The organism is Methylobacterium symbioticum (genome assembly GCF_902141845.1).
Classification (GTDB): domain Bacteria; phylum Pseudomonadota; class Alphaproteobacteria; order Rhizobiales; family Beijerinckiaceae; genus Methylobacterium; species Methylobacterium symbioticum.
This window is the reverse complement of record NZ_CABFPH010000097.1, coordinates 1-19,118: the sequence shown is the minus strand read 5'-3', so window position 1 is coordinate 19,118 and position 19,118 is coordinate 1. Positions and strand designations below refer to the sequence as shown.

At 72.1% G+C, this 19,118-nt stretch carries 22 protein-coding genes; 12 read left to right on the top strand and 10 right to left on the bottom strand.

Annotation, left to right across the window (positions count from 1 at the left end; translation table 11 throughout):
• Positions 1-230: 230 nt before the first annotated feature.
• From MET9862_RS23160 to ptsP, 3 genes are all read right to left on the bottom strand, one after another.
• Positions 231-1,946 carry a fructose-specific PTS transporter subunit EIIC gene (locus MET9862_RS23160; protein ID WP_142585189.1) on the bottom strand — a complete coding sequence of 572 codons (1,716 nt, stop codon included), beginning with the start codon at positions 1,944-1,946 and terminating at the stop codon, positions 231-233.
• Between the two features lie 148 nt (positions 1,947-2,094).
• Complete coding sequence (pfkB, locus tag MET9862_RS23155) at positions 2,095-3,045, bottom strand: 1-phosphofructokinase (protein ID WP_142585188.1); 951 nt, start codon at positions 3,043-3,045, stop codon at positions 2,095-2,097.
• Positions 3,042-5,588, bottom strand: coding sequence for a phosphoenolpyruvate--protein phosphotransferase (gene ptsP / locus MET9862_RS23150; RefSeq protein ID WP_142585187.1), 2,547 nt, complete (start codon positions 5,586-5,588; stop codon positions 3,042-3,044). Before ptsP ends, pfkB begins: the two co-directional genes overlap by 4 nt.
• A gap of 176 nt (positions 5,589-5,764) precedes the next feature.
• Here ptsP and MET9862_RS23145 point away from each other — a divergent pair, with 176 nt between their 5' ends.
• The 3 genes from MET9862_RS23145 to MET9862_RS23135 all read left to right on the top strand — a co-directional run bounded on the left by MET9862_RS23145 (position 5,765) and on the right by MET9862_RS23135 (position 8,347).
• A complete protein-coding gene (locus tag MET9862_RS23145; RefSeq protein WP_142585186.1) occupies positions 5,765-6,748 on the top strand; it encodes a LacI family DNA-binding transcriptional regulator in 984 nt (327 codons plus the stop codon).
• A 157-nt stretch (positions 6,749-6,905) separates the two neighbouring features.
• Positions 6,906-7,880 carry a hydroxyacid dehydrogenase gene (locus MET9862_RS23140; protein WP_142585185.1) on the top strand — a complete coding sequence of 325 codons (975 nt, stop codon included), beginning with the start codon at positions 6,906-6,908 and terminating at the stop codon, positions 7,878-7,880.
• A 71-nt stretch (positions 7,881-7,951) separates the two neighbouring features.
• Positions 7,952-8,347 carry a hypothetical protein gene (locus MET9862_RS23135; RefSeq protein ID WP_142585184.1) on the top strand — a complete coding sequence of 132 codons (396 nt, stop codon included), beginning with the start codon at positions 7,952-7,954 and terminating at the stop codon, positions 8,345-8,347.
• Here MET9862_RS23135 and MET9862_RS23130 read toward each other — a convergent pair.
• Both MET9862_RS23130 and MET9862_RS29595 read right to left on the bottom strand, forming a co-directional pair.
• The gene (locus MET9862_RS23130) at positions 8,337-9,233 is read right to left on the bottom strand and encodes an MBL fold metallo-hydrolase (protein ID WP_438616647.1); all 897 of its coding nucleotides are present in this window, start codon (positions 9,231-9,233) and stop codon (positions 8,337-8,339) included. The two genes, MET9862_RS23135 and MET9862_RS23130, sit on opposite strands and share 11 nt — an antisense overlap.
• A 447-nt stretch (positions 9,234-9,680) precedes the next feature.
• The gene (locus tag MET9862_RS29595; protein ID WP_185156971.1) at positions 9,681-9,839 is read right to left on the bottom strand and encodes a hypothetical protein; all 159 of its coding nucleotides are present in this window, start codon (positions 9,837-9,839) and stop codon (positions 9,681-9,683) included.
• 279 nt (positions 9,840-10,118) lie between these two features.
• On the opposite strand from MET9862_RS29595, the gene MET9862_RS23125 reads away from it, so the two are divergent.
• On the top strand, positions 10,119-10,295 hold the full coding sequence (locus MET9862_RS23125) for a DUF1328 domain-containing protein (protein ID WP_003599466.1): 177 nt from the start codon (positions 10,119-10,121) through the stop codon (positions 10,293-10,295).
• Positions 10,296-10,389: 94 nt separating this feature from the next.
• On the opposite strand, the gene MET9862_RS23120 is transcribed toward MET9862_RS23125, so the two are convergent.
• Positions 10,390-10,674 carry a NepR family anti-sigma factor gene (locus MET9862_RS23120; RefSeq protein WP_185156970.1) on the bottom strand — a complete coding sequence of 95 codons (285 nt, stop codon included), beginning with the start codon at positions 10,672-10,674 and terminating at the stop codon, positions 10,390-10,392.
• Positions 10,675-10,864: 190 nt separating this feature from the next.
• Between MET9862_RS23120 and MET9862_RS23115 the strand changes: the two genes are divergently transcribed.
• Both MET9862_RS23115 and MET9862_RS23110 read left to right on the top strand, forming a co-directional pair.
• Positions 10,865-11,671, top strand: coding sequence for a response regulator (locus tag MET9862_RS23115; RefSeq protein ID WP_142585182.1), 807 nt, complete (start codon positions 10,865-10,867; stop codon positions 11,669-11,671).
• 452 nt (positions 11,672-12,123) lie between these two features.
• Positions 12,124-12,498 carry a hypothetical protein gene (locus MET9862_RS23110; RefSeq protein WP_142585181.1) on the top strand — a complete coding sequence of 125 codons (375 nt, stop codon included), beginning with the start codon at positions 12,124-12,126 and terminating at the stop codon, positions 12,496-12,498.
• Between the two features lie 196 nt (positions 12,499-12,694).
• On the opposite strand, the gene MET9862_RS23105 is transcribed toward MET9862_RS23110, so the two are convergent.
• Positions 12,695-12,889: a con-10 family general stress protein gene (locus MET9862_RS23105; RefSeq protein ID WP_142585180.1), complete on the bottom strand. Its 195-nt coding sequence runs from the start codon at positions 12,887-12,889 to the stop codon at positions 12,695-12,697.
• Between the two features lie 189 nt (positions 12,890-13,078).
• Between MET9862_RS23105 and MET9862_RS23100 the strand changes: the two genes are divergently transcribed.
• Positions 13,079-13,285: a hypothetical protein gene (locus tag MET9862_RS23100; RefSeq protein ID WP_142585179.1), complete on the top strand. Its 207-nt coding sequence runs from the start codon at positions 13,079-13,081 to the stop codon at positions 13,283-13,285.
• Between the two features lie 22 nt (positions 13,286-13,307).
• On the opposite strand, the gene MET9862_RS23095 is transcribed toward MET9862_RS23100, so the two are convergent.
• The gene (locus MET9862_RS23095) at positions 13,308-14,093 is read right to left on the bottom strand and encodes an SCO family protein (protein ID WP_142585178.1); all 786 of its coding nucleotides are present in this window, start codon (positions 14,091-14,093) and stop codon (positions 13,308-13,310) included.
• A 106-nt stretch (positions 14,094-14,199) separates the two neighbouring features.
• Here MET9862_RS23095 and MET9862_RS23090 point away from each other — a divergent pair, with 106 nt between their 5' ends.
• Complete coding sequence (locus MET9862_RS23090) at positions 14,200-14,643, top strand: Crp/Fnr family transcriptional regulator (RefSeq protein WP_142585177.1); 444 nt, start codon at positions 14,200-14,202, stop codon at positions 14,641-14,643.
• 13 nt (positions 14,644-14,656) lie between these two features.
• On the opposite strand, the gene MET9862_RS23085 is transcribed toward MET9862_RS23090, so the two are convergent.
• Entirely contained in the window at positions 14,657-15,106 is a 450-nt protein-coding gene (locus MET9862_RS23085) for a VOC family protein (RefSeq protein WP_142585176.1), read from the bottom strand.
• Positions 15,107-15,325: 219 nt separating this feature from the next.
• On the opposite strand from MET9862_RS23085, the gene MET9862_RS23080 reads away from it, so the two are divergent.
• Complete coding sequence (locus MET9862_RS23080; RefSeq protein ID WP_142585175.1) at positions 15,326-15,973, top strand: L,D-transpeptidase; 648 nt, start codon at positions 15,326-15,328, stop codon at positions 15,971-15,973.
• 33 nt (positions 15,974-16,006) lie between these two features.
• Here the strand turns inward: MET9862_RS23080 and MET9862_RS23075 are convergent, their stop codons facing one another.
• Positions 16,007-17,113, bottom strand: a complete 1,107-nt coding sequence (locus MET9862_RS23075; RefSeq protein WP_142585190.1) for an AI-2E family transporter — start codon at positions 17,111-17,113, stop codon at positions 16,007-16,009.
• 379 nt (positions 17,114-17,492) lie between these two features.
• Here MET9862_RS23075 and MET9862_RS23070 point away from each other — a divergent pair, with 379 nt between their 5' ends.
• From MET9862_RS23070 to MET9862_RS23060, 3 genes are all read left to right on the top strand, one after another.
• On the top strand, positions 17,493-17,801 hold the full coding sequence (locus MET9862_RS23070; RefSeq protein WP_142585174.1) for an acyl carrier protein: 309 nt from the start codon (positions 17,493-17,495) through the stop codon (positions 17,799-17,801).
• A 34-nt stretch (positions 17,802-17,835) separates the two neighbouring features.
• Positions 17,836-18,300, top strand: coding sequence for a 3-hydroxyacyl-ACP dehydratase FabZ family protein (locus tag MET9862_RS23065; RefSeq protein WP_142585173.1), 465 nt, complete (start codon positions 17,836-17,838; stop codon positions 18,298-18,300).
• A partial coding sequence (locus MET9862_RS23060; protein WP_142585172.1) for a beta-ketoacyl-ACP synthase occupies positions 18,297-19,118 on the top strand: 822 nt, incomplete at its 3' end. The genes MET9862_RS23065 and MET9862_RS23060, both read left to right, overlap by 4 nt.

The window sequence follows — 19,118 nt, the reverse complement described above, 5'->3', positions numbered from 1 at the left end:
TCGAGAGGTGGACGGACGCCTTTTGCGGGGAGGCCGGGGCGGGGCGACACGCCCCGGCCCGCGGCCTCAGTTCGAGGACTTCTCCTTGACGCGGACGACCCGATCTCGCGCCGGGCTGTTACAGCTGTTACAGAGATTTTCCCTGAAACTGTTTCACGAACACAATATTGATAGATCTAACACGGCCAATCATGGCCTGAGATCTGCATTCGACCTGTGGCGATGCCGCATCAGGCGGCGCGCTTCTTGAGGATTCCCACCAACAGGGCCGTGATCACGGTGCCGGCGAGGAGAGCGATCACCGCTCCCGTGAGGTTCGTGACTGCGTTCGGGATCGGTAGGACGAACAGGCCGCCATGGGGCACCTTCAGGGTCACGCCGAGGCTGAGCGCCAGGGCGCCGGCGACCGCCGAGCCCGCGACCATCGCGGGGATCACCCGCAGCGGGTCGGCGGCTGCGAAGGGGATGGCGCCCTCGGTGATGAAGGCGGCGCCGAGCACCGCCGCCGCACCGCCCGCCTCGCGCTCCGGTGCGGTGAAGCGGCCCGGGAACAGGCGGGTGGCCAGCGCCAGCCCGAGCGGCGGCGTCATGCCGCCGAGCATCACCGCGGCCATCGGCGCGTCGACGCCGGAGGAGAGCAGCGCCGCGGCCGAGGCATAGGCGGCCTTGTTGATCGGCCCGCCCATGTCGACGGCCATCATGCCGCCGAGGATCAGGCCGAGCACCAGGGCGCTCGCCCCCTGCATGCCCTTGAGCCAGCCGGTGAGCGCGGCGAGCACCGCCGCCACCGGCACGCCGACCACGTAGATCATCAGGAGTCCGGTGATCGTGGTGGCGAGCAGCGGCAGGATCAGGACGGGCTTCAGCCCCTCCAGATTCTTGTGCAGGCGGATATGCCGGTTGAGGAACCGCGCCGTGTAGCCGGCGATGAAGCCCGCCGCGATGCCCCCAAGGAAGCCCGCCTGGAGATTCGCCGCCAGCATGCCGCCGATCATGCCGGGCGCGATGCCGGGCCGGTCGGCGATCGAGTAGGCGATGTAGCCGGCGAGCGCCGGGACGATCAGCGCGAAGGCGGCCTTGGCGCCGATCTCGCCGAGCGCGTAGCCGAGCGTGCCGGCATTGCCCGGACTCATTGCGTCGATGCCGCCGACCGCGAAGGCGATCGCGATGAGCAAGCCGCCCGCCACCACGAAAGGCAGCATGAAGGAGACGCCGGTCATCAGGTGCCGGTAGGCGCCGGCCTGTTTCTCGGCCGCGGCGGGGCGGGCCGGCCCGTCGGCGGCCGCCCCCTCGGCCGGCTGAACCTGCGCCTCGGCGAGGGCGGTGGCGATCAGGCCCTTGCCGTCGCGGATGGCGGCCTTGGTGGTGGTGGCGTAGACGCGCTTGCCCGCGAAGCGCGCCCGGTCGACGCCCTTGTCGGCGGCGATCAGCACGAGATCCGCGGCAGCGATCTCGGCCTCCGAGAGAGGATCGCGGGCGCCGACCGAGCCTTGCGTCTCCACGCGCACGTCGTGGCCGAGCGCCGTGCCGGCCGCCTGGATGCCCTCGGCCGCCATGAAGGTGTGGGCGATGCCGGTGGGGCAGGAGGTGACCGCCACGATTCTCTTCGGGCTGGCCGCTGCGGAGGCGGAAGCCGGCGCGCGCGCGGCGTCGGTGCTTCCTGCGAGCGCCCGGTCGAGGACGGCGCCGGCATCGGCGAGCACGTCCTCGATCGCGGCGCGCACCGTGGCGAGCGCGCCGAAGCGGCCCTCGCCGAGATCGCCCTGCCCGACGAGCAGCACCGAGCGCCCTTCGGCGATCGCCGCTTCGGGCAGCGGGTTGCCGCCGCGCAGTTCCAGGGCGATCGGCTGGTTGCGCCGTCCGGCCGCCTTGCGGAGTGCCTCGAGGGCGAGGACGGCGTGGGTCGAGAGGTCTCCGCCTCCGACCACGGCCAGAAGCTGGGCCATGGGTTTCCTCCGGTGTGCGTCTATGGGTCGTTCATCGGTTCGGCGGCCGCCTTCCCTCTCCCGCAGAGGGGGGAGGGAAACCGCGCCCCGCCCGAAGCGGGGTGTGAACAGGCAGGCCTCAGCGGAGGAGAGACGGTGCGGGTCCCCCTCATCCCACCGTCTCGACCCGCACGGTCGCCGCGATGGCCTCCACCTCCGCCCGGGGCGGCAGGTTGGCGCCCTCGCGGGTGAGTTTGGCCGAGGCGAAGGCGAGCGCCCGCCGGGCCATGTCCTCCAGGGCGAGCCCGTCCTGAAGACCGGCGACGAGGCCGGCGACCAGGGCGTCGCCCGCCCCGACCGTGCTCGTCACCTGCGTCGCGGGCGGGCTGGCCTGGACCGCGCCGTCCGCGGAGACGAACAGGGCGCCGTCCGCCCCGAGCGAGACCACGACCAGCGCAATGCCGCTGGCGTGCAGGGCCCGGGCGGAATCGAGCACGTCGGCGAGGGCGGGGAGGGGGCGGCCAGCCCATTCCTCCAGCTCGTGCCGGTTCGGCTTCACGGCATAGGGCAGGGCGTCCGGCTCCGCGGCGAGGGACGCGGAGAGCGGCCCGCCCGAGACATCCAGGACGACGCGCGCGCCGCGGGCCTTCAGGCGCCGGGTCAGGTCACGGTAGGTCTCGGGCGGCAGGCCGCCCGGCAGGCTGCCCGCCAGCACCACGAAGGAGCCCGCCTCCGCCAGATCGAGGAGAACGGCGCGGGCAGCGTCCAGCGTGCCGGGGGTCACGGCGAGCCCCGGCAGATTGATGTCGGTGGTGTCGCCGGAGCGCCGGTCGAGGAGCTTCAGGTTGGTCCGGGTCTCGCCCGGGATCCAGACGAAGCGGTCGTCGATGCCCTTCTCGGTGAAGACCTGGGTGAAGGGCGCCGCGTTATCCGAGCCCAGCACGCCGGCGGCTGCGACGGGCAGGCCCCAATCGGCCAGGCAGCAGGCGACGTTGACGCCCTTGCCGCCAGCATGGGCGTGCACGGCGCGGGCCCGGTGCACCTGGCCCGGTGCCAGCGCGTCGAGCACCACGGTCTGGTCGATGGCCGGGTTGAGGGTGAGGGTCAGGATCGGGCTCACGCCGCACCTCCCGCGCTGTCGAGGGCGCGGACGGCGGCCGCATCCTCCTGCTCGCAGGCGCGGAGCGCCAGCGCCTTCAGCGCGCCGAGATCCGAGCCCCGCAGCCGTGCCTTGACGCCGGGCAGGTCGCGCGGGGTCATCGACAGCTCGTGGACGCCGAGGCCGGCGAGCAGGCAGGCCCCGAAGGGATCGCCCGCGATGCCGCCGCAGACGCCCACGAAGCGCTTGTGGCGGGCGGCGCCCTCGCAGGCCATGTGGATGAGGCGCAGCACCGCCGGGTGAAGGGAATCGGCCTCGGGCGCGAGCTCGGTGTTCTGCCGGTCGATGGCGAGCGCGTACTGCGTCAGGTCGTTGGTGCCGATCGAGAAGAAGTCGCAGTGCCGGGCCAGCGCGTCGGCCTGGATCGCGGCGGCAGGCACCTCGATCATGATGCCGAGCGGCACTTCCGGCGCGCCGATCTCGGCGCGGATCCGCTCCGCCACCGCGCGAAGCTTCAGCACCTCGGGAATGGAGGTGATCATCGGCATCATGATCGCGAGGGGCGCGTCCTTGCCCTTGGGCGCGTCGGCCGGGACATGGTCCCTGGCGGCCCGGTAGAGGGCACGCAGCTGCGGCTCCATCAGGTCGGGCCGGCGCAGCAGCAGGCGGGCGCCGCGCACGCCGAGAAAGGGGTTCTCCTCCCTCGGAAGCTGGAGGTGCGCGACCTGCTTGTCGCCGCCGATGTCGAGCGTCCGCACGATGAGCGGGCGGCCTGCGAGGGCCTTCAGCATCCCCGCATAGGTCTCGTACTGGTCGTCCTCGGAGGGCGTGTCGCCGCGCTCCAGGAACAGGAACTCGGTGCGCATCAGGCCGACGCCCTCGGCGCCCTGGTCGAGGGCGAAGGGGACCTGCTCCGGATTGTTGACGTTGGCGCCGATGGCGATGCGGTGGCCGTCGCGGGTCTCGGCGGGGCGAGCCCGCTCGCGCGCCTCGGCCTCGGCCTGCTCGTGCTGCCGCTCGCGCCAGGCGGCGGCCGAGGCGATGTCGGCTTCGCTCGGGTCGAGGTAGAGGCGGCCCGTGCTGCCGTCGAGGATGGCGGTGGCGCGGTCCTGAAGCGCCAGCAGGCCGGGACCGCCCGCGACCACCGCCGGGATGCCCAGCGTGCGCGCCAGGATCGCGGTGTGCGAGGTCGGGCCGCCCTGGGCGGTCGCCAGCCCGATCACCCGGGTCGGGTCGAGGCCGGCCGTGTCGGAGGGGGCGAGGTCGGCGGCGATCAGGATGCAGGGCTCGTCCGGCAGGTCGTGGCCGCTGGTCAGGGCCGGGTCGATCTGGGCGAGCACGCGGCGGCCGACGTCGCGCAGGTCCGCGGCGCGGCCGGCGAGGACGGGATTGCCGAGGGCCGAGAGCTGGCCGGCCATCCGGTCCACCGCCGCGTTCCAGGCGAAGGCGACGCCGTGGCCCTCGACCATGAGCTGGCAGGCGAGCGTGATCAGGTCGGTGTCGGCGATGAGCTCGGCTTGCGCCCGGAAGATGCCGGCATCGGCCTTGCCGAGGCGCCGCTCTGTGTCGTCGGCGAGCGCCGCGAGCTGGCCGGCGGTGGTCTGCAGCGCCCGGTGCAGCCGGTCGGCGCCGGAGGTGAGGGGCTCCGGCTCGTCCGGCACCGCGACCTCGGCGGTCGCCAGCACGTGGACCGGGCCGATGGCGATGCCGGGGCTCGCGCCGATGCCGGGCACGATTGTCGGGGCGCCTGTCGGGTTCCAGCCGGCGACCGGGGCGGTGGCCTTGGCCGCGGCCTCCGCGGCGCGCTGGGCGGCGGCCTTCTCGCCGGCGCTCAGACCCGTCACCGCCGCGCAGATCTTCGCCAGCGCCCCGGCCTCGTCGTCGCCCTCGGCCGAGATCGTCACCGCGTCGCCGCAGCGCAGGCCGAGCTGGAGGAGGGCGATCAGGTTCTTCGCATCCGCGACCTGAGACCCGTGCCGCACCTGGATACGGGCGGGGCAGGACTTGGCGACCTCGACCCAGTGGGCGGCCGGGCGGGCATGCAGCCCGGTCGGGTAGTCGACGCTCCACTCGAAGCGCTGGCGCAGATCGGTCGCCGGGCCGGCCGCCCCCGCGGAGGCGGCGTCCTCGTTCAGCGCCGCGGCGATGTCGGCCTCGCGGCTGGTGGTGCGCAGCCGGTCCAGCCGGGCCTCGTCCTGGATCAGGCGGGTGAGGCGGCGCAGCACGGTGATGTGGGTATCGGATTGGGCGGCGATGGCGACGACGAGATGGGCGATCTGGCCGTCGTGCCATTCGATGCCGCCGGGCACCTGCAGCACGGCGAGCCCGCTCTCGCGGACCAGATGGCGGTCATCGACCATGCCGTGCGGGATGACGACGCCGTGGCCGAGATAGGTGTTCGACACGTCCTCGCGGCGCAGCATGCTCGCGCCGTAGGCGGCGTCGATGCATCCGGCGGCGGTGAGGAGCTGGGCGGCCTCGCGGATCGCGTCCTCCTTCGAGGCGGGCGCGGCGGCGAGACGCACGAGCAGGCGCGGGGTGAAGATCGGCGTCGGTGCGAGCATGGCGTGCTCTCCTCCCGGCTGGGTCCGGCTGCTTCGCCGGCTCGCTGTTGCCATTACTGAAAACGTTTTCACAAACTGTGTCAACTCCACCTCTCCGGTGGCCGCGGTGCGCTCTTGCTGTCTCGTCATAGCAATGGCACAACCGGTGACATGTTCGTGAAAACGTTTCCGCGGCCATGACGGTCGGCATCCGCGACGTGGCCCGCGCTGCGGGCGTCTCGACGGCGACGGTGTCGCGGGCGCTCGGCCGCGGGCCGGTGAGCGACGCGCTGCGCGAGCAGGTCGAGGCAGCGGTGCGCGCCACCGGCTACCGGCCGAACCTCTCGGCCCGGCGCCTGCGCTCGCAATCGGCCCAGACGATCGGCCTGATCGTGGCGGATATCCGCAACCCGTTCTTCACGGCGGTGAGCCGGGCCGTGGAGGATGCCGCCTTCGCCTCGGGCATGCGGGTGATCCTCTGCAACACCGACGAGGATCCGGCGCGGGAGGCAATGTATCTGCGCCTGATGGAAGAGGAGCGCGTCACCGGCGTGATCTTCGCGCCGACGCAGACCACGGCCGATTCGCTACGGGAGACGCCGCTCGGCTTCCCGGTGGTGCTGATCGACCGCACGGGGCCGGCCGGCACCCATGACAGCGTCGTGCTCGACAACCCGGCGGCGGGCGCTGCTCTGGTGGACCACCTCGTGGCGCAGGGCTACCGGCGGATCGGCGGCCTGTTCGGCTCGACGAGTTCCACCGCCCGGGAGCGCCGCGCCGGCTACGAGGCGGCAATCGCCCGCCACGGCCTGACGCCCGCGATCCGCACCGTCGCCCCCAACGCGGAGGCCGCGGAGGCCGAGGCCGGGCGCTGGCTCGGCGAGACGGACCGGCCCGAGGCGCTCGTCCTCTCGAACGGCCTGATCCTGATGGGCGCCGTGCGGGCGGCCCGCGCGCACGGCCTCGCGCTACCGCGGGATCTCGCGCTCGCCGGCTTCGACAACGAGCCCTGGACCGACCTCGTCGAGCCCGGCCTCACCGTGATCGAGCAGCCGGTGGCCGAGATCGGCGCGCAGGCAATGCGCCTGCTCTTCGAGCGGATCGAGAGTCCCGAGCAGCCCGTGCGCAAGGTGATGCTGAGTGGGCGGATGATCGCGCGGGGCTCGACGCGGGGACGCTGAGCGGGAGCGGACGGGCTGGCCGGGCCCCTCCGCATCCTCCGCGCCCGCGCTCGTCCGGCCCCCCACCCGGATGGGAGGGGGGTATTCCGGTTCCGGCCTTCCCTGACGCCTCAGCCACGCCGTACGGGTTGGCGGTTCCCAACCCCGGAGCAAATCCGTGCCAGACGCCGCGGACGGCCTGCCTCTCGTCCTTCTGACGAACCCGATCCATCCGGAGGCGGTGGAACGGCTCGAAGCCCATGCCCGCGTGGTCGTCGCGCCCGATACCGGGTTCGACACCCTTCGCCGGCTGGCGGCGGACGCGGACGGCCTGATCGTGCGCGCGCAACTGCCCGACGACATCCTCGACCACGCGCCCGGCCTGCGCGGTCTCGTCCGGCACGGGGTCGGGCTCGATTTCGTGCCGCTGGCGGCGGCGACCGCCCGCTCCATTCCGGTGGCGAACCTGCCGGGCAGCAACACGCGGGCGGTGGCCGAATACGTCTGCGCCGCCCTGCTCGACCTCCGGCGCGGCCTCGGCCGTCTCGACCGCTCCTTGCGCGAGACCGGCTGGCTGCCGGCCAAGACGCAGGCGAATGATCGCGCCGAGATCGGTGGCTCGACCCTCGGGATCCTCGGCCTCGGCGAGATCGGTCATGCCGTGGCGCGCATTGCCACGGCCGGCTTCGGCATGCGCGTGCTCGGCACCTCGCGCAGCCCCAGGACCTGCGACGGGCTGGTCGAGCCGGTTCCCATCGAGACGTTGTTCGAGCAGAGCGACGCCGTGGTGATCGCCTGCCCGCTGACGCCCGAGACCCGCGGCCTCGTGGGCGCCGGCCTGATCGGCCGGATGCGGCGGGACGCGGTCCTGATCAACGTGGCGCGCGGCCCGATCGTGGAGGCGGAGCCGCTCGCCGACGCGCTGGAGGCGGGCCGGATCGGCGGCGCGGCCCTCGACGTGTTCGCGATGCAGCCGCTGCCCGCCGGCCACCGCCTGTACGCCTGCCCGAACCTGCTCCTCACGCCGCACGTCGCCGGCACCACCGCGACGAGCCTGCGCACCATGGGCCTCGGCGCGGCGGATCTGATGCTGGCGGTCCTGCGCGGCGAGCGGCCGGCAACCGTGGTGAACCCGGAGATCTACACGGCCTGATCTGGAGGCCCGGTCGGTTTCGAGCCGGGGCCGCCGCGATGCCGACACAGGGACCGTGCTAGGATGGCGACATGCGCGCCGCCTCCCTGCTGCTGCTTCTCCTCGCCGGCCCGGCCCTTGCCGAGACGCCCAAGGCGGCCAGGCCCGCCGGGTCCTCGACGGTCGCCTGCCCCTCGCTGGCGAATTACCGCCTCCTGATTCGGCAGGCGAAGGATGCGGCGGGTGCCGCCGCGCGGCTCGCCGACCCGAAGGCCGACCATCTCGGCTGCGCCGTGACGGCGCGCGAGGCCGTCACCGGGATCGGCGACCACGTCGCCCTCGACGGACGCGCCTACGAGTGCCTGAGCCTGCAGACCACGAGCATCTGCCAGTGGACGGCGGCGGGCAGCATCGCCGTGCCGGCGGAGAAGCCGGCGGCTGCGGCCACGCCGAAGCCCGGCGCCGATCCGGCCAAGCCTAAGCGGTGAGCCCGTCCGGGCCGGGGCGATAGCGTCCCTCGATCCGGGGCGGCCCATCGCAGGCCGCGAGCCCGCGCTCGACCAAGTCCTCCACATGGGCGAAGACCGAGAGCATCGCCGCCCCCGTCAGCCGCGGGTCGAGCCCCTGGTAGATCGCCGCGACGATGGTGCGGATATCGCCGTCGCCGGCCTGGATCCGGCCGCGGATGGCGGCCTCGCGCTGGCGGCGGTGGTGCAGGAGCGCCCGCACGAAGCGGCGCGGCTCGCGCACCGGGCCGCCATGGCCCGGCCAGTAGACCGTCTCGGGCCGGTCGCGCACCCGTTCCAGGGCTTCCATATAGGCCCGCATCGACCCGTCCGGCGGCGCGACGATGCTGGTGGACCACGCCATCACGTGATCGCCCGAGAACAGGGCGTTCTCCTCGGGCAGGGCGAAGGCGAGGTGGTTCATGGTGTGGCCGGGCGTCTCGACGGCCGTGAGACTCCAGCCCTCTCCCGAGACGGTCTCGCCGTCGCTCAAGATCCGCTCCGGGTCATGCGCGCGGTCGGCGCTGGCGTCGAGAGCGGGCAACTCGCCCTCGGCCAGAGCCCGGGCGGCCCGGTGCGGGCCGCAGCCGAGGATCGGCGCGCCGGTGCGGGCGGAAAGCAACCGCGCGCCCGGTGAATGGTCGCGGTGGGTATGGGTGACGAGGATATGGCTGACCCGCTCGCCCGCGAGGTCGCCGAGAAGCGCCGCGACATGGGCCTCGTCTTCCGGCCCCGGATCGATCACCGCCACCGTGCCGCGTCCGACCACGTAAGTGCAGGTGCCGCTCGCGGTGAAGGGCGAGGCGTTGCCGGCCACGCGGCGGCGCACCAGGGGGGTCAGCTGTACCAGCTGCCCCGGCTCCGGCATCGCCGTATCGAAGTCCGGCTGGCCGGTGGCCTCGTCCGCATCGTCGCGCGCCTGCGTCATCGGCTGCCTCTCATCCGCCCCCCGCGCGGACTACGCCATCGCGCCGACCCGCACAAACCGGGCACGGCCGGGGCCGGCACGGGGAAGAGGACAACACCCGCACCGTCGCAAATGCAGCGCGCGCTCGGGACAGCGTTCAAGACCGCGTGTGCCGAGTGGAACGCGCCCGGAGAACGACTGAAGTCCGGACTGGCATGCCGCGAGAACGGCGCGATGCCGTCATTCGCCGAGAATTCAAGCGAGGAGACCTTCTTGAGCCGCCCCGCGACAGGTCAAACGCGTCCGGAACGGTGCAAGGCTCTGGCTATGCGGCCCTGGATGGCGCCCGAAACAAAAAGGATCACGCGCCGCGCCGTCGAAACCCGCCGCGACGGGCTGTGGCGAGGCTCAGCGCCCGTTCGACCGCCGCCGGCTGCGGACGCGCACCGGGACGAGCTTTGCCTGGGGCTGCGGCCGGACGGCATCGAGCACGATCTCGGCTGCACGCACGAGCGCGTCGGACAGGGTCTCGGCAAGACGTTCGGCGAGCGCGCGGGCATTTCTCATCGCGGATCTCGTAAATGGCTCCTCGACGGGACGAACGCGGCCGATATGCCCTCCGTTCCGCCCGTCACGGGAGCCAATATGGGCGTATTCTGCGCCCGATGCGAGGGCCTGCGACAGTCGGGACGGCGCCGGGACTGAGCCTGCGCACGATCCCGCGGCCTCCCTCATCCGCGGCCCGACCACTGCATTCGATCGCTGGAACCGAAGTCAAACCTTGGCGTTTTCATGACCAGAAGGCCGCGGGCTTGAGCCGCGGCGAGACTATCGAAGGACAGGAACATGCTCGGTTGGGCCGTAACATTCCTCGTGGTGGCCCTGGTGGCCGCTCTCCTCGGCTTCGGCGGCATCGCTGGCACGGCGATGGAGGCCGCGAAGCTGGTCTTCTTCGTCGCGATCGTCCTGTTCGCCATCTCGGCCGTGATCGGCCTGATGCGTGGCCGCTCGCCGACACTGTAACGTGACGACCGGCCGCCGCGCCGCGGGCGCGGCGGCCCTACGGACCATCAACAGAAGGCCGCGGCTTCGGTGAATCAGCCGTTGCCCGGCGCAATCAGACGAGCCTGCCGTCGCGATCGTCCTCGTTCGACGCAGGCTGAGAGCCATCCTCGCTCGCCTCGAGGCGGGCGATCAGGTCGCGGAAACGATCCGGGACGGGTTGCTGCACCACTTGGTCGTACATGGCACGCAGATGCGTGCCGAGACGGGTGCGGGTCAGATCGTCGAGCGTCGTACCGGGCTGGGCAGGCAAGGGGCGGCTATCCGCTGTCTCGGCAGGCCGGATATCCCCGTCCGCCGACACACCTCCCGACCGGAGGGCCTTCACCTCATCCTTCATGTACCAACGCCCCTCTGGTCCGTTAGACCGGACTGCCACATTGTCTTGCGGCTTGACATACGCCATGGCTGCCTCGGCAACGCCGCGATCCAACTTCGGTTCCGACTCCTGGCAGGGTCGCCGGAACGGAGCGGGGCCGCCCGCGTTGGGGCGGAAGGCACGCAAGAACACGGCAGCCACAGGGGATCTAATGTCCACATCGCAACTCGTTGTGCAGCACCTGCCTTATCTCCGGCGCTACGCACGCGCGCTCACGGGCAGCCAGGTGGCGGGCGACGCCTACGTCGCTGCGACCTTGGAGACGCTGGTCAACGAGCCCGAGACCCTCGGGCGCAGCACGAACGTGAAGGCCGACCTGTTCCGTGTCTTCACGCGGATCTGGAACTCGCTCTCGGTCAACGGCCGCAGCGAGCAGGTCCAGCACGATCTGCCGGCCGAGGTGCGGCTCGGCCAGATCACGCCGCTGCCGCGCCAGGCCTTCCTGCTCTCCTGCCTGGAAGGGTTCTCCGAGGAAGATGCCGCCATCATCCTCGACGTCGATGTCTCGGAGGTGCGCGACCTCGTCGACGAGGCCGGCCGGGAGCTCGCCGCGGATATGGCGACCGAGATCCTGATCATCGAGGACGAGCCGCTCATCGCGATGGACCTCGAGGCGCTGGTCGAGGGCCTCGGCCACAACGTGATCGGCGTGGCGCGCACGCGCTCGGAGGCCATCAAGATCGCCGGCGAGGGCGGTCGCCGCCCCGGCCTGATCCTGGCGGACATCCAGCTCGCGGACGGCTCGTCCGGCCTCGACGCGGTCAACGACCTGCTGAAGACCTTCGAGGTGCCGGTGATCTTCATCACCGCGTATCCGGAGCGGTTCCTGACCGGCGAGCGGCCCGAGCCTGCCTTCCTCATCGCCAAGCCCTTCCAGCCCGCCAACGTCTCGGCGGTGATCAGCCAGGCGCTGTTCTTCCAGCAGACGGCCCGGCGGCGCGAGGCCAAGACCGCTTGAGCCCGTCGACCTGAGGCGGCCGCCCGAGCGTGCGGCCCGCCTCTTCGCCGGGTCCGCGACGATCCGGCACGCAAGCCCCGGCTCCGCCGGGGCTTTTTCGTTTCGAGGGGTCTCCGCCGGCCTGCGGACAGAAAAAACGGGCCGGAGAAAGCTCCAGCCCGTGATCAGGTTCCGGCCGATGCACAAGGGGAATGCGGGGAGGACCAGGTGGCCGGGTGCATCAGAAACGGGTTGCCCGCAGGCCCGGTTCCGTCCGGACGCAATCTTTTTCCCGGCGACCGTGCCTTATCGGCAACATCTGGACGGCTGTGGACAATCCGGTGCCGTCGCGCACATCGGCGAAGATCCGCGACGAATACTGATGTGTTCCGAAGCGGGGCAGTCGTGGAACCGTCGCGCTGAGAAAGCGTTGATAGGACAACCTGTCAAGCTCTCCTTCGGAGGTCGCTGCGATGCTTCGGTCTGGTTTCATTCTGGGCGTGAGTGCACCGGCCGCGATCCTGACCCTGATGGTGCATCCGATGGTCCGCGACGTCGCCGACCGCTGGGTCGCCCCTGTCGCGCATGCGGCCCCCGCCTCCATGCCGGCGCCGCGGCCGCTTCCGGGCATGCGGCCGGCCTCGCTGGCGATCAATCCGACCCGCGTCGCGGGCGTTCCGCGCATCGAGAGCCGTTCGACCCCGGTCGCGACGCAGGGCCTGGAACCGGCCGACCGTCCTGCCCTGCGGCAGCCGCGTCGCATCGTGCGCGAGGGCTGCGAGACGGCGCTCAGCGCGCTGGTCGGCCCCGAGGCGCGCCGGATGACCCCGGGGCGCTGCATTTCCTGAGACGGCAAGACCGATCTGTCACGGACCGGATCGCCGCCCCATCCAAGGATCGGGGCGGCCTCGTCGCATCTGGTCAACGCCTGAAGGCCCCATACGAAAGCGCCCCGCTGTCGAGGCAGGGCGCTTTCGTATGGGGTGATCTCGCGGCGCCGGCGCGGCGCCCACCCTCAGGCAGGCGCCGCGCGGCCGATGGATGTCACTCTGCGCCGCCGCGACCGGTACCGGTGGCTTGACCGCCCTTGCGGCCGGCCGACGAGGCCAGCTCGCGATCCTGCGAGAACGATCGCTTCTCGGCCGGAACGCTGCGTCCGCCCTTGCTCGCGATCTCGCGCTGCCGCTCGATATCCATGGACGCAAAACCTCGCTTCGAGGTCGAGCCACTCGATGCCATCAGTTCCTCCTCAGGCTTCGCTTCACTTCGACACAACCTTCGCTAATAACCGATGGTTCCTCCTGAGGCATTTGGTGCCATCGCCGGCAACCGTGACGGTCCTCGTCGGTTGATCGGCCGAGAATGGCATGCGGAGCGCGTGCCGCGGCGCAGCGAAAGCTTGGCCGTAACGAGATCAGGGACGAACCGATGACCAACCGCGAGATGGCCAAAGGCGCGTTGACGGAGGATCGGGGCCAGCATCCGAACGCGTTGCCCCTGCCGCCGATGCCCGCCCCCGAGGACAGCCGGACGCCCACGACGGAGATCGAGCCGGAGGACTCGCCGCAGCCGAACGCCTCGGCCAAGCGCCGGCCTCCGGAAGAGGGCGAGATCGGGCTCGTGACGAGACGGTGAGACGGTTGCGGCCGGGGCCGCTTCAGGCTCGGCCCGCGCGCCGGCCGAGGACGAGGATCAGCAGGGCGATGGCCAGGACCGTCGCCGCTGCGGCGCCGGTCAGGATGCGCCGGACCAGCGGCGTATAGATGCCTTTGGCCGCATCGAAGCCGTAGCATAGCAGGGCGAGCCGGTCGGCGAGGCCGCCGCTGCGCCCCTCGCCCGCCTCCACCAGGGCCAGACGCAGATCCCGCCCGTTCAGGGCCAGCGGCGCGAGCACGCGGGCGACCCGGCCCTCCGGCGTGAGAAGGATCGCGGCGGCGGGATGGGCGATGCTGTCCGTATCGGGGTCCGGCACGAAGCGGTAGCCGAGGGAGCCCGTCAGGGCAGCCACGGCGCCCGCCTCGCCGACGAGCGCGCGCGGCCGGGCGTCCCCGGCAGGCTCGGCCCTCAGCAGGGCCTGCGCGGACTCCGGACCGTCGCGCGGGTCGAGGCCGACGAGGAGGAATGCGTAGTCCCGGTCCGGATCGAGCCCCGTGGCGGTCAGGGCCGCCGCGGTCAGGGCCAGCATGGGATCGCAGACGTTGCGGCAGGTATAGTCCACCGGGAGCAGCAGGAGCGGGCGCCCGGCCCCGGCCTCGGCCAGGGTCCGGCGGGACCCGTCAGCGGCGTCCGCGAAGACGAGGTCGAGGGGGGCGCGGGCATCCGGTGGCGGTGCGACGGCGACCCGCGCGAGGTCCGCCTGACTCAGCCGCGCCCCCGCCGGGCCGATCGAGAGGAGAGCGAGCCCGATCACGAGGCCGAAGCCCGTCGCGCGCCGATGGCGCATCCGCCACCTCGTCCCTTGCACAGGAGCCGGACCGCTCCCCCTGGACAAATCCGGACCCGTCCGCATGGATGCGCGGCTACCGGCAGGAAACGCCCGGAGCGACACCATGACCCTCGACACCGAGGTCTCATCCCTGCGGCAGGTGCCGCTGTTCCGCGAGGTCGAGCCGGCGCGGCTGAAGCTCCTCGCCTTCACGAGCGAGCGGGTGCATTTCGAGGCCGGGCAGCGCTTCTTCACCCGCGGCGATCCGGCCGATGCCGCCTACCTGATCCTGGACGGCGAGGCGGCGGTCAGCCTCGATGGACCGGCGGGCCCGATCCGGCTGGCGCTCCTCGGCGCCAACGCGCTGGTGGGCGAGATGGGCATCCTCGCCGACCAGCCCCGCTCGGCCACCGTCACGGCCGAGGGGCCGACCACGGCGCTGCGCATCGACCGCGGCGTCTTCCTCGAACTGCTCGCCCAGTTCCCGCAGATCAGCATCGCGGTGATGCGCGAGCTGGCCCTGCGCCTCGAGCAGACGAACCAGGCGCTCGTCCAGAGCCGCGCCTGAGGCGCGCCGCGCCTCAGGCGGCGCCATAGATGATGAACTCCATCAGCGATCCGTCGGGATCGCGGAAATAGACGCTGATGCCGGGACCCGCCGCGCCGTTGCGCTCCACCGGCCCGCGCTCCACCGTCACGCCGTGGCGGGCGAGATGCGCCATCGCCTCCTCCAGGGTGCCGGGCCAGCGGAAGCAGAGATCGCTGCCGCCCGGGCTCACGGGCTTGGCGGCGAGGGGTTCGGCGACCACGCCCGGTCCGTGACAATTGAGCTGCACGCCGCCGAAGCGGAAGGCCACGGCCGCGCCGCGCTCGACCACCTCCGCCCCGAGCACGTCCCGGTAGAAGGCGGTGGCGCGCGCCCAATCGGTGACGTGGATCACGCAATGATCGAGATGGATCGCGGGCCGGGTCGGGATCTCGGTCACGGTCTGGGCGGGCTCTCCCTCTGGCAGGGTCTCGACATCGGGCATGGCGGCTCTCCGGCTCCTTCCGTCCGGAGGAGATAGGGCATGCAGGCCGACACGGCGCGGCCAAGGTGGCCCCGGCGCTTCACCGGAGCCTGCGGCCCAAAAGCTACATCGCGGGCGGGAGCCAGAGGCTAGTCAGGACCCTTGACGCGCCGTCCGGGCGGGCCGGAGCCGGTCCGCGGACGATGCGCGAAGGACGAGACCAGCCCCAGGGACTCCTTGATGCCAACCCGCCGCACCCTCCTCGCCGCCCTCGCCGTCGTGCCGCTCGCGGCCTGCCAGCAGAGCCGCGGTCCCGTGCAGGTGTCGGCGGCCGACGACGAGGCGGCCTGGTACATCGGCACGAAGCCCGACAAGCCCTACGACGTGCCCCTGGTCGATACCGGCCGGCTGGATCCGAAGTATCGCCGGCAGGTCGTGAGCTATACCGGGCCCGAGAAGCCCGGCACCATCGTGGTCGACATCGACGAGCGCCAGCTCACCCTGGTCCAGGCCGAGGGCAGCGCGATCCGCTACGGCGTCGGCGTGGGCAAGCTCGGCTTCTCCTGGAAGGGCGAGGCCCGGGTCGGGCGCAAGGGCGTCTGGCCGGACTGGAGCCCGACCACGACCATGGTCTCGCTGAATCCGGACCTGCCGCGCACCCGCAAGGGCGGCGTCGACAACCCCCTCGGCGCGCGGGCGCTCTATCTCTACCAGGGCAACCGCGACATCCTCTTCCGCATCCACGGCACCAACGAGCCCTGGAGCATCGGCGAGCAGATGTCCTCGGGCTGCGTCCGCATGCTCAACGAGGACATCGTCGATCTCTTCGAGCGCGTGCCCGTGGGCACCCGGGTCCTGGTGAAGCGGAACGGCAAGTACCGGGTGTAGGCACGGGCCGGCTCGGACGGTCTCAGGCGGCGCCTATCCCACCCGCTCGGGCCCATTCGTGAAGTCCCGCCACAGCAGCACCAGCGCCGCCATCACCGCGGGCCCGACGAAGAGGCCGAGCAGCCCGAAGCTCTCGACGCCACCGAGGATACCGAGCAGCACCCAGAGGAAGGGCAGCTTGGTGGTGCCGCCGATGAGCACGGGACGGACGAAGTGGTCGGCCACGAAGGTCACGACCAGGCCTGCCCCGACGATCACCAAGGCCGCCACCGTCTGGCCCTGGGCCAGGACGAGCAGGGCCGCGAGGCCGAAGGCGACGGGCGCGCCGAACGGGATCATCGCGGCGACCGCCGTGAAGGCTCCGAACAGGACCGGATGGGGCACGCCTGCGAAATAATAGACGAGCCCGAGCAGCACGCCCTCGCCGAGGCCGACCAGGACCAGCCCGTCCACGGTGCCGTGGACCGAGGCCACCATCTGGCGGCCGACCCGCTCGCCGCGCGGCCCGAACAGGCGGTTGCAGGCGGTGAGCGCCTGTCTCCGCACCACGTCGCGGTCGCGGAACAGGAAGAACAGGGCGACGAGGCTGAAGCCGAACAGGACGGCGCGGTGCACCACCTCCCGGCCGAGATTGCGCGACAGCCCGGCGGCACGCCCGGTGTCGAAGCGGTGGAGCAGGTCCGAGGCCGCCTCAGGATGGCCGAGCGTGTCTGTCCACCAAGCCTGCGCCTGCGCGGCGCCGAAGGGCAGGTGGGCCAGGACGTCCGGGGCCGGGATGCCCTCGCGCTGGGCGGTGCGGGTGAAGGCGATCACGTCGTGCGCCTCACGCGCCGCCTGCACGGCGAGGACGACGAGGGGTGCCAGGAAGACCAGCGCCACCAGCAGGGTGGCGAGGCCGGGAAGAAGCAGGTTGTGCCGGTCGCGCGGCAGGCGGCGCTCGGCGCGGTCGTAGAGGGGGCCGAGCGCGATCGCCAGGACCACCGCCCAGGCCAGAGCCGGCAGGAACTCGCGCAGGATCCACAGGCCGAGAGCCGTCAGAGCCATGACCAGGGCGATGCGGGCAGCCCCCTGCGCGCGCGGGCTCTCGGTCGGGGCGGCCGGACCCGGATCCCGTTCCACCGGCAGGCCCGGCTCGGCCATGTCGCGCCGTACGAGATCCACGGGATTCGCCTCCACTGAGCGTCTCTGACACAACCACACAACGCCCGCTGCACCGTCGTGGCCGGGGAGAGGCCTTCCGGTGTCGGTCGTCGCGTGAGGCGCACGCAACGACCGCTCATCTAGGATGCTCCCTGGCCGCCTGGAATGGCAGGGAGAGCGGGGAGCGCCGATCCCCTCTTCACGAAACCGACACGGTTGCCCGTCCGGACCCCCTCGTGTAGAGGTCGCGCCCATCCGAAGGGCCCTCCCGCGAGGCCCTGCACCGCGACGGCTCGCCCGGCCGGGGGCGCCGGCCCCGGCGCCTAGCGCCATGCCTGACCCGTCGCGGCGTCAGAACGATGAGAATCGGCGAGAACGCATGTCTGAGCCTCAAACCGGCAGCACGGCCACCTTCGAGCGCGTGGCCGACATCATAGCCGAGACCGCCGACATCCCGCGCGAGAAGATCACGCCCGAGAGCCACGCCATCGACGATCTCGGCATCGACAGCCTCGCCTTCCTCGACATCGCCTTCGCGGTGGACAAGGCCTTCGGCATCAAGCTGCCGCTGGAGCGCTGGACCCAGGAGGTCAACGAGGGCAAGGTCCCGGCCGAGGAGTACTTCGTGCTGAAGAACCTCTGCGCCCGCATCGACGCCCTGGTGGCCGAGAAGGCCGCCAAGGCCTGAGCCCCGGCCGACCCTCCCTGCCAGAAGTCCTGCCATGCGCCTCGAATATTTCGAGATGATCGATTCCGTCCGGCACCTGGACCGGGCGGCGGGACGAATCGAGGCGCTGGCCCGGGTGCCGCAGGAGAGCCCGGTCTTCGAGGGCCATTTTCCCGGCTATCCGCTGGTGCCGGGCGTCCTGCTCACCGAGACCATGGCGCAGGCCTCCGGCTACCTGATCCTCGCCCATCTCGATTTCGCGTCGATGCCGTTCCTGATGGCGGTGGACAAGGCGCGCTTCCGCAACTTCGTCGGCCCCGGGGCCGAGTTGAACGTGGAGGCGAGCCTCGTGCATGACGGCTCGGGCTACGCCGTGACCAAGGCGGCGATCCGGGTCGAGGGCAAGGCGCTGGCCGACGCGGAGTTGCGCTTCCGCACCATGCCCTTCCCGAACGGGCTCGACGCGCCGATGCGCGCGCGCGCCCGCAGCATCGGGCTTCTCGACGGAGCCGCCGCGTGAGCCGGGACGTCGTCGTCACGGGCCTCGGCCTCGTCTCCTGCGCCGGCGAGGGGGTCGCGCCCCATCTCGCCGCCTACGAGGCAGGGGGCGCCCCGCCGACCGATGCGGAGCGCTTCGCGCCCTATCCCGTCCATCCCGCGCCGACCCTGGCCTGGGACGGGCAGATCCCCAAGAAGTCCGATCAGCGGCAGATGGAGCCGTGGCAGCGCCTCGGCGTCTACGCGGCGGGGCTCGCCCTCGACGCGGCGGGGGTGAAGGACGATGCGGCCTTCAAGCAGGGCCTGCACCTCGTGGTCTCGGCCGGCGGCGGCGAGCGCGACTATGCCGTGGACGGCGCGATCCTGACCGGCTTGCGCGGGGCGGGCGAGGCCGGCCCCTATCTGAACGAGCGGCTGCAGAACGACCTGCGCCCGACCCTGTTCCTGGCCCAGCTCTCCAACCTGCTCGCCGGCAACATCGCCATCGTGCACGGGGTCACCGGCGCCTCGCGCACCTTCATGGGCGAGGAGGCGGCGGGCACGGACGCGCTGCGCATCGGCGCCGCGCGGGTGGCCTCCGGCCAGATCGACGCGGTGCTGGTCGGCGGCTCCTACAATGCCGAGCGGCCCGACGTGCTCGTGATCCACGAGATGGGCGGCTACCTGCGTCGCGGCGCCTACGCGCCGGTCTTCGAGCGGGCGGACGCGCCGGGCTTCATCCTCGGCAGCTGCGCCGCCTTCCTGATGCTGGAGGCCGCCGAGACGGCCGCCGCCCGCGGCGCCCGGGCCCTCGCCCGCCTCGCCCCGGTCGCCAGCGACCTGACCCGGCGCGGCCCGGGC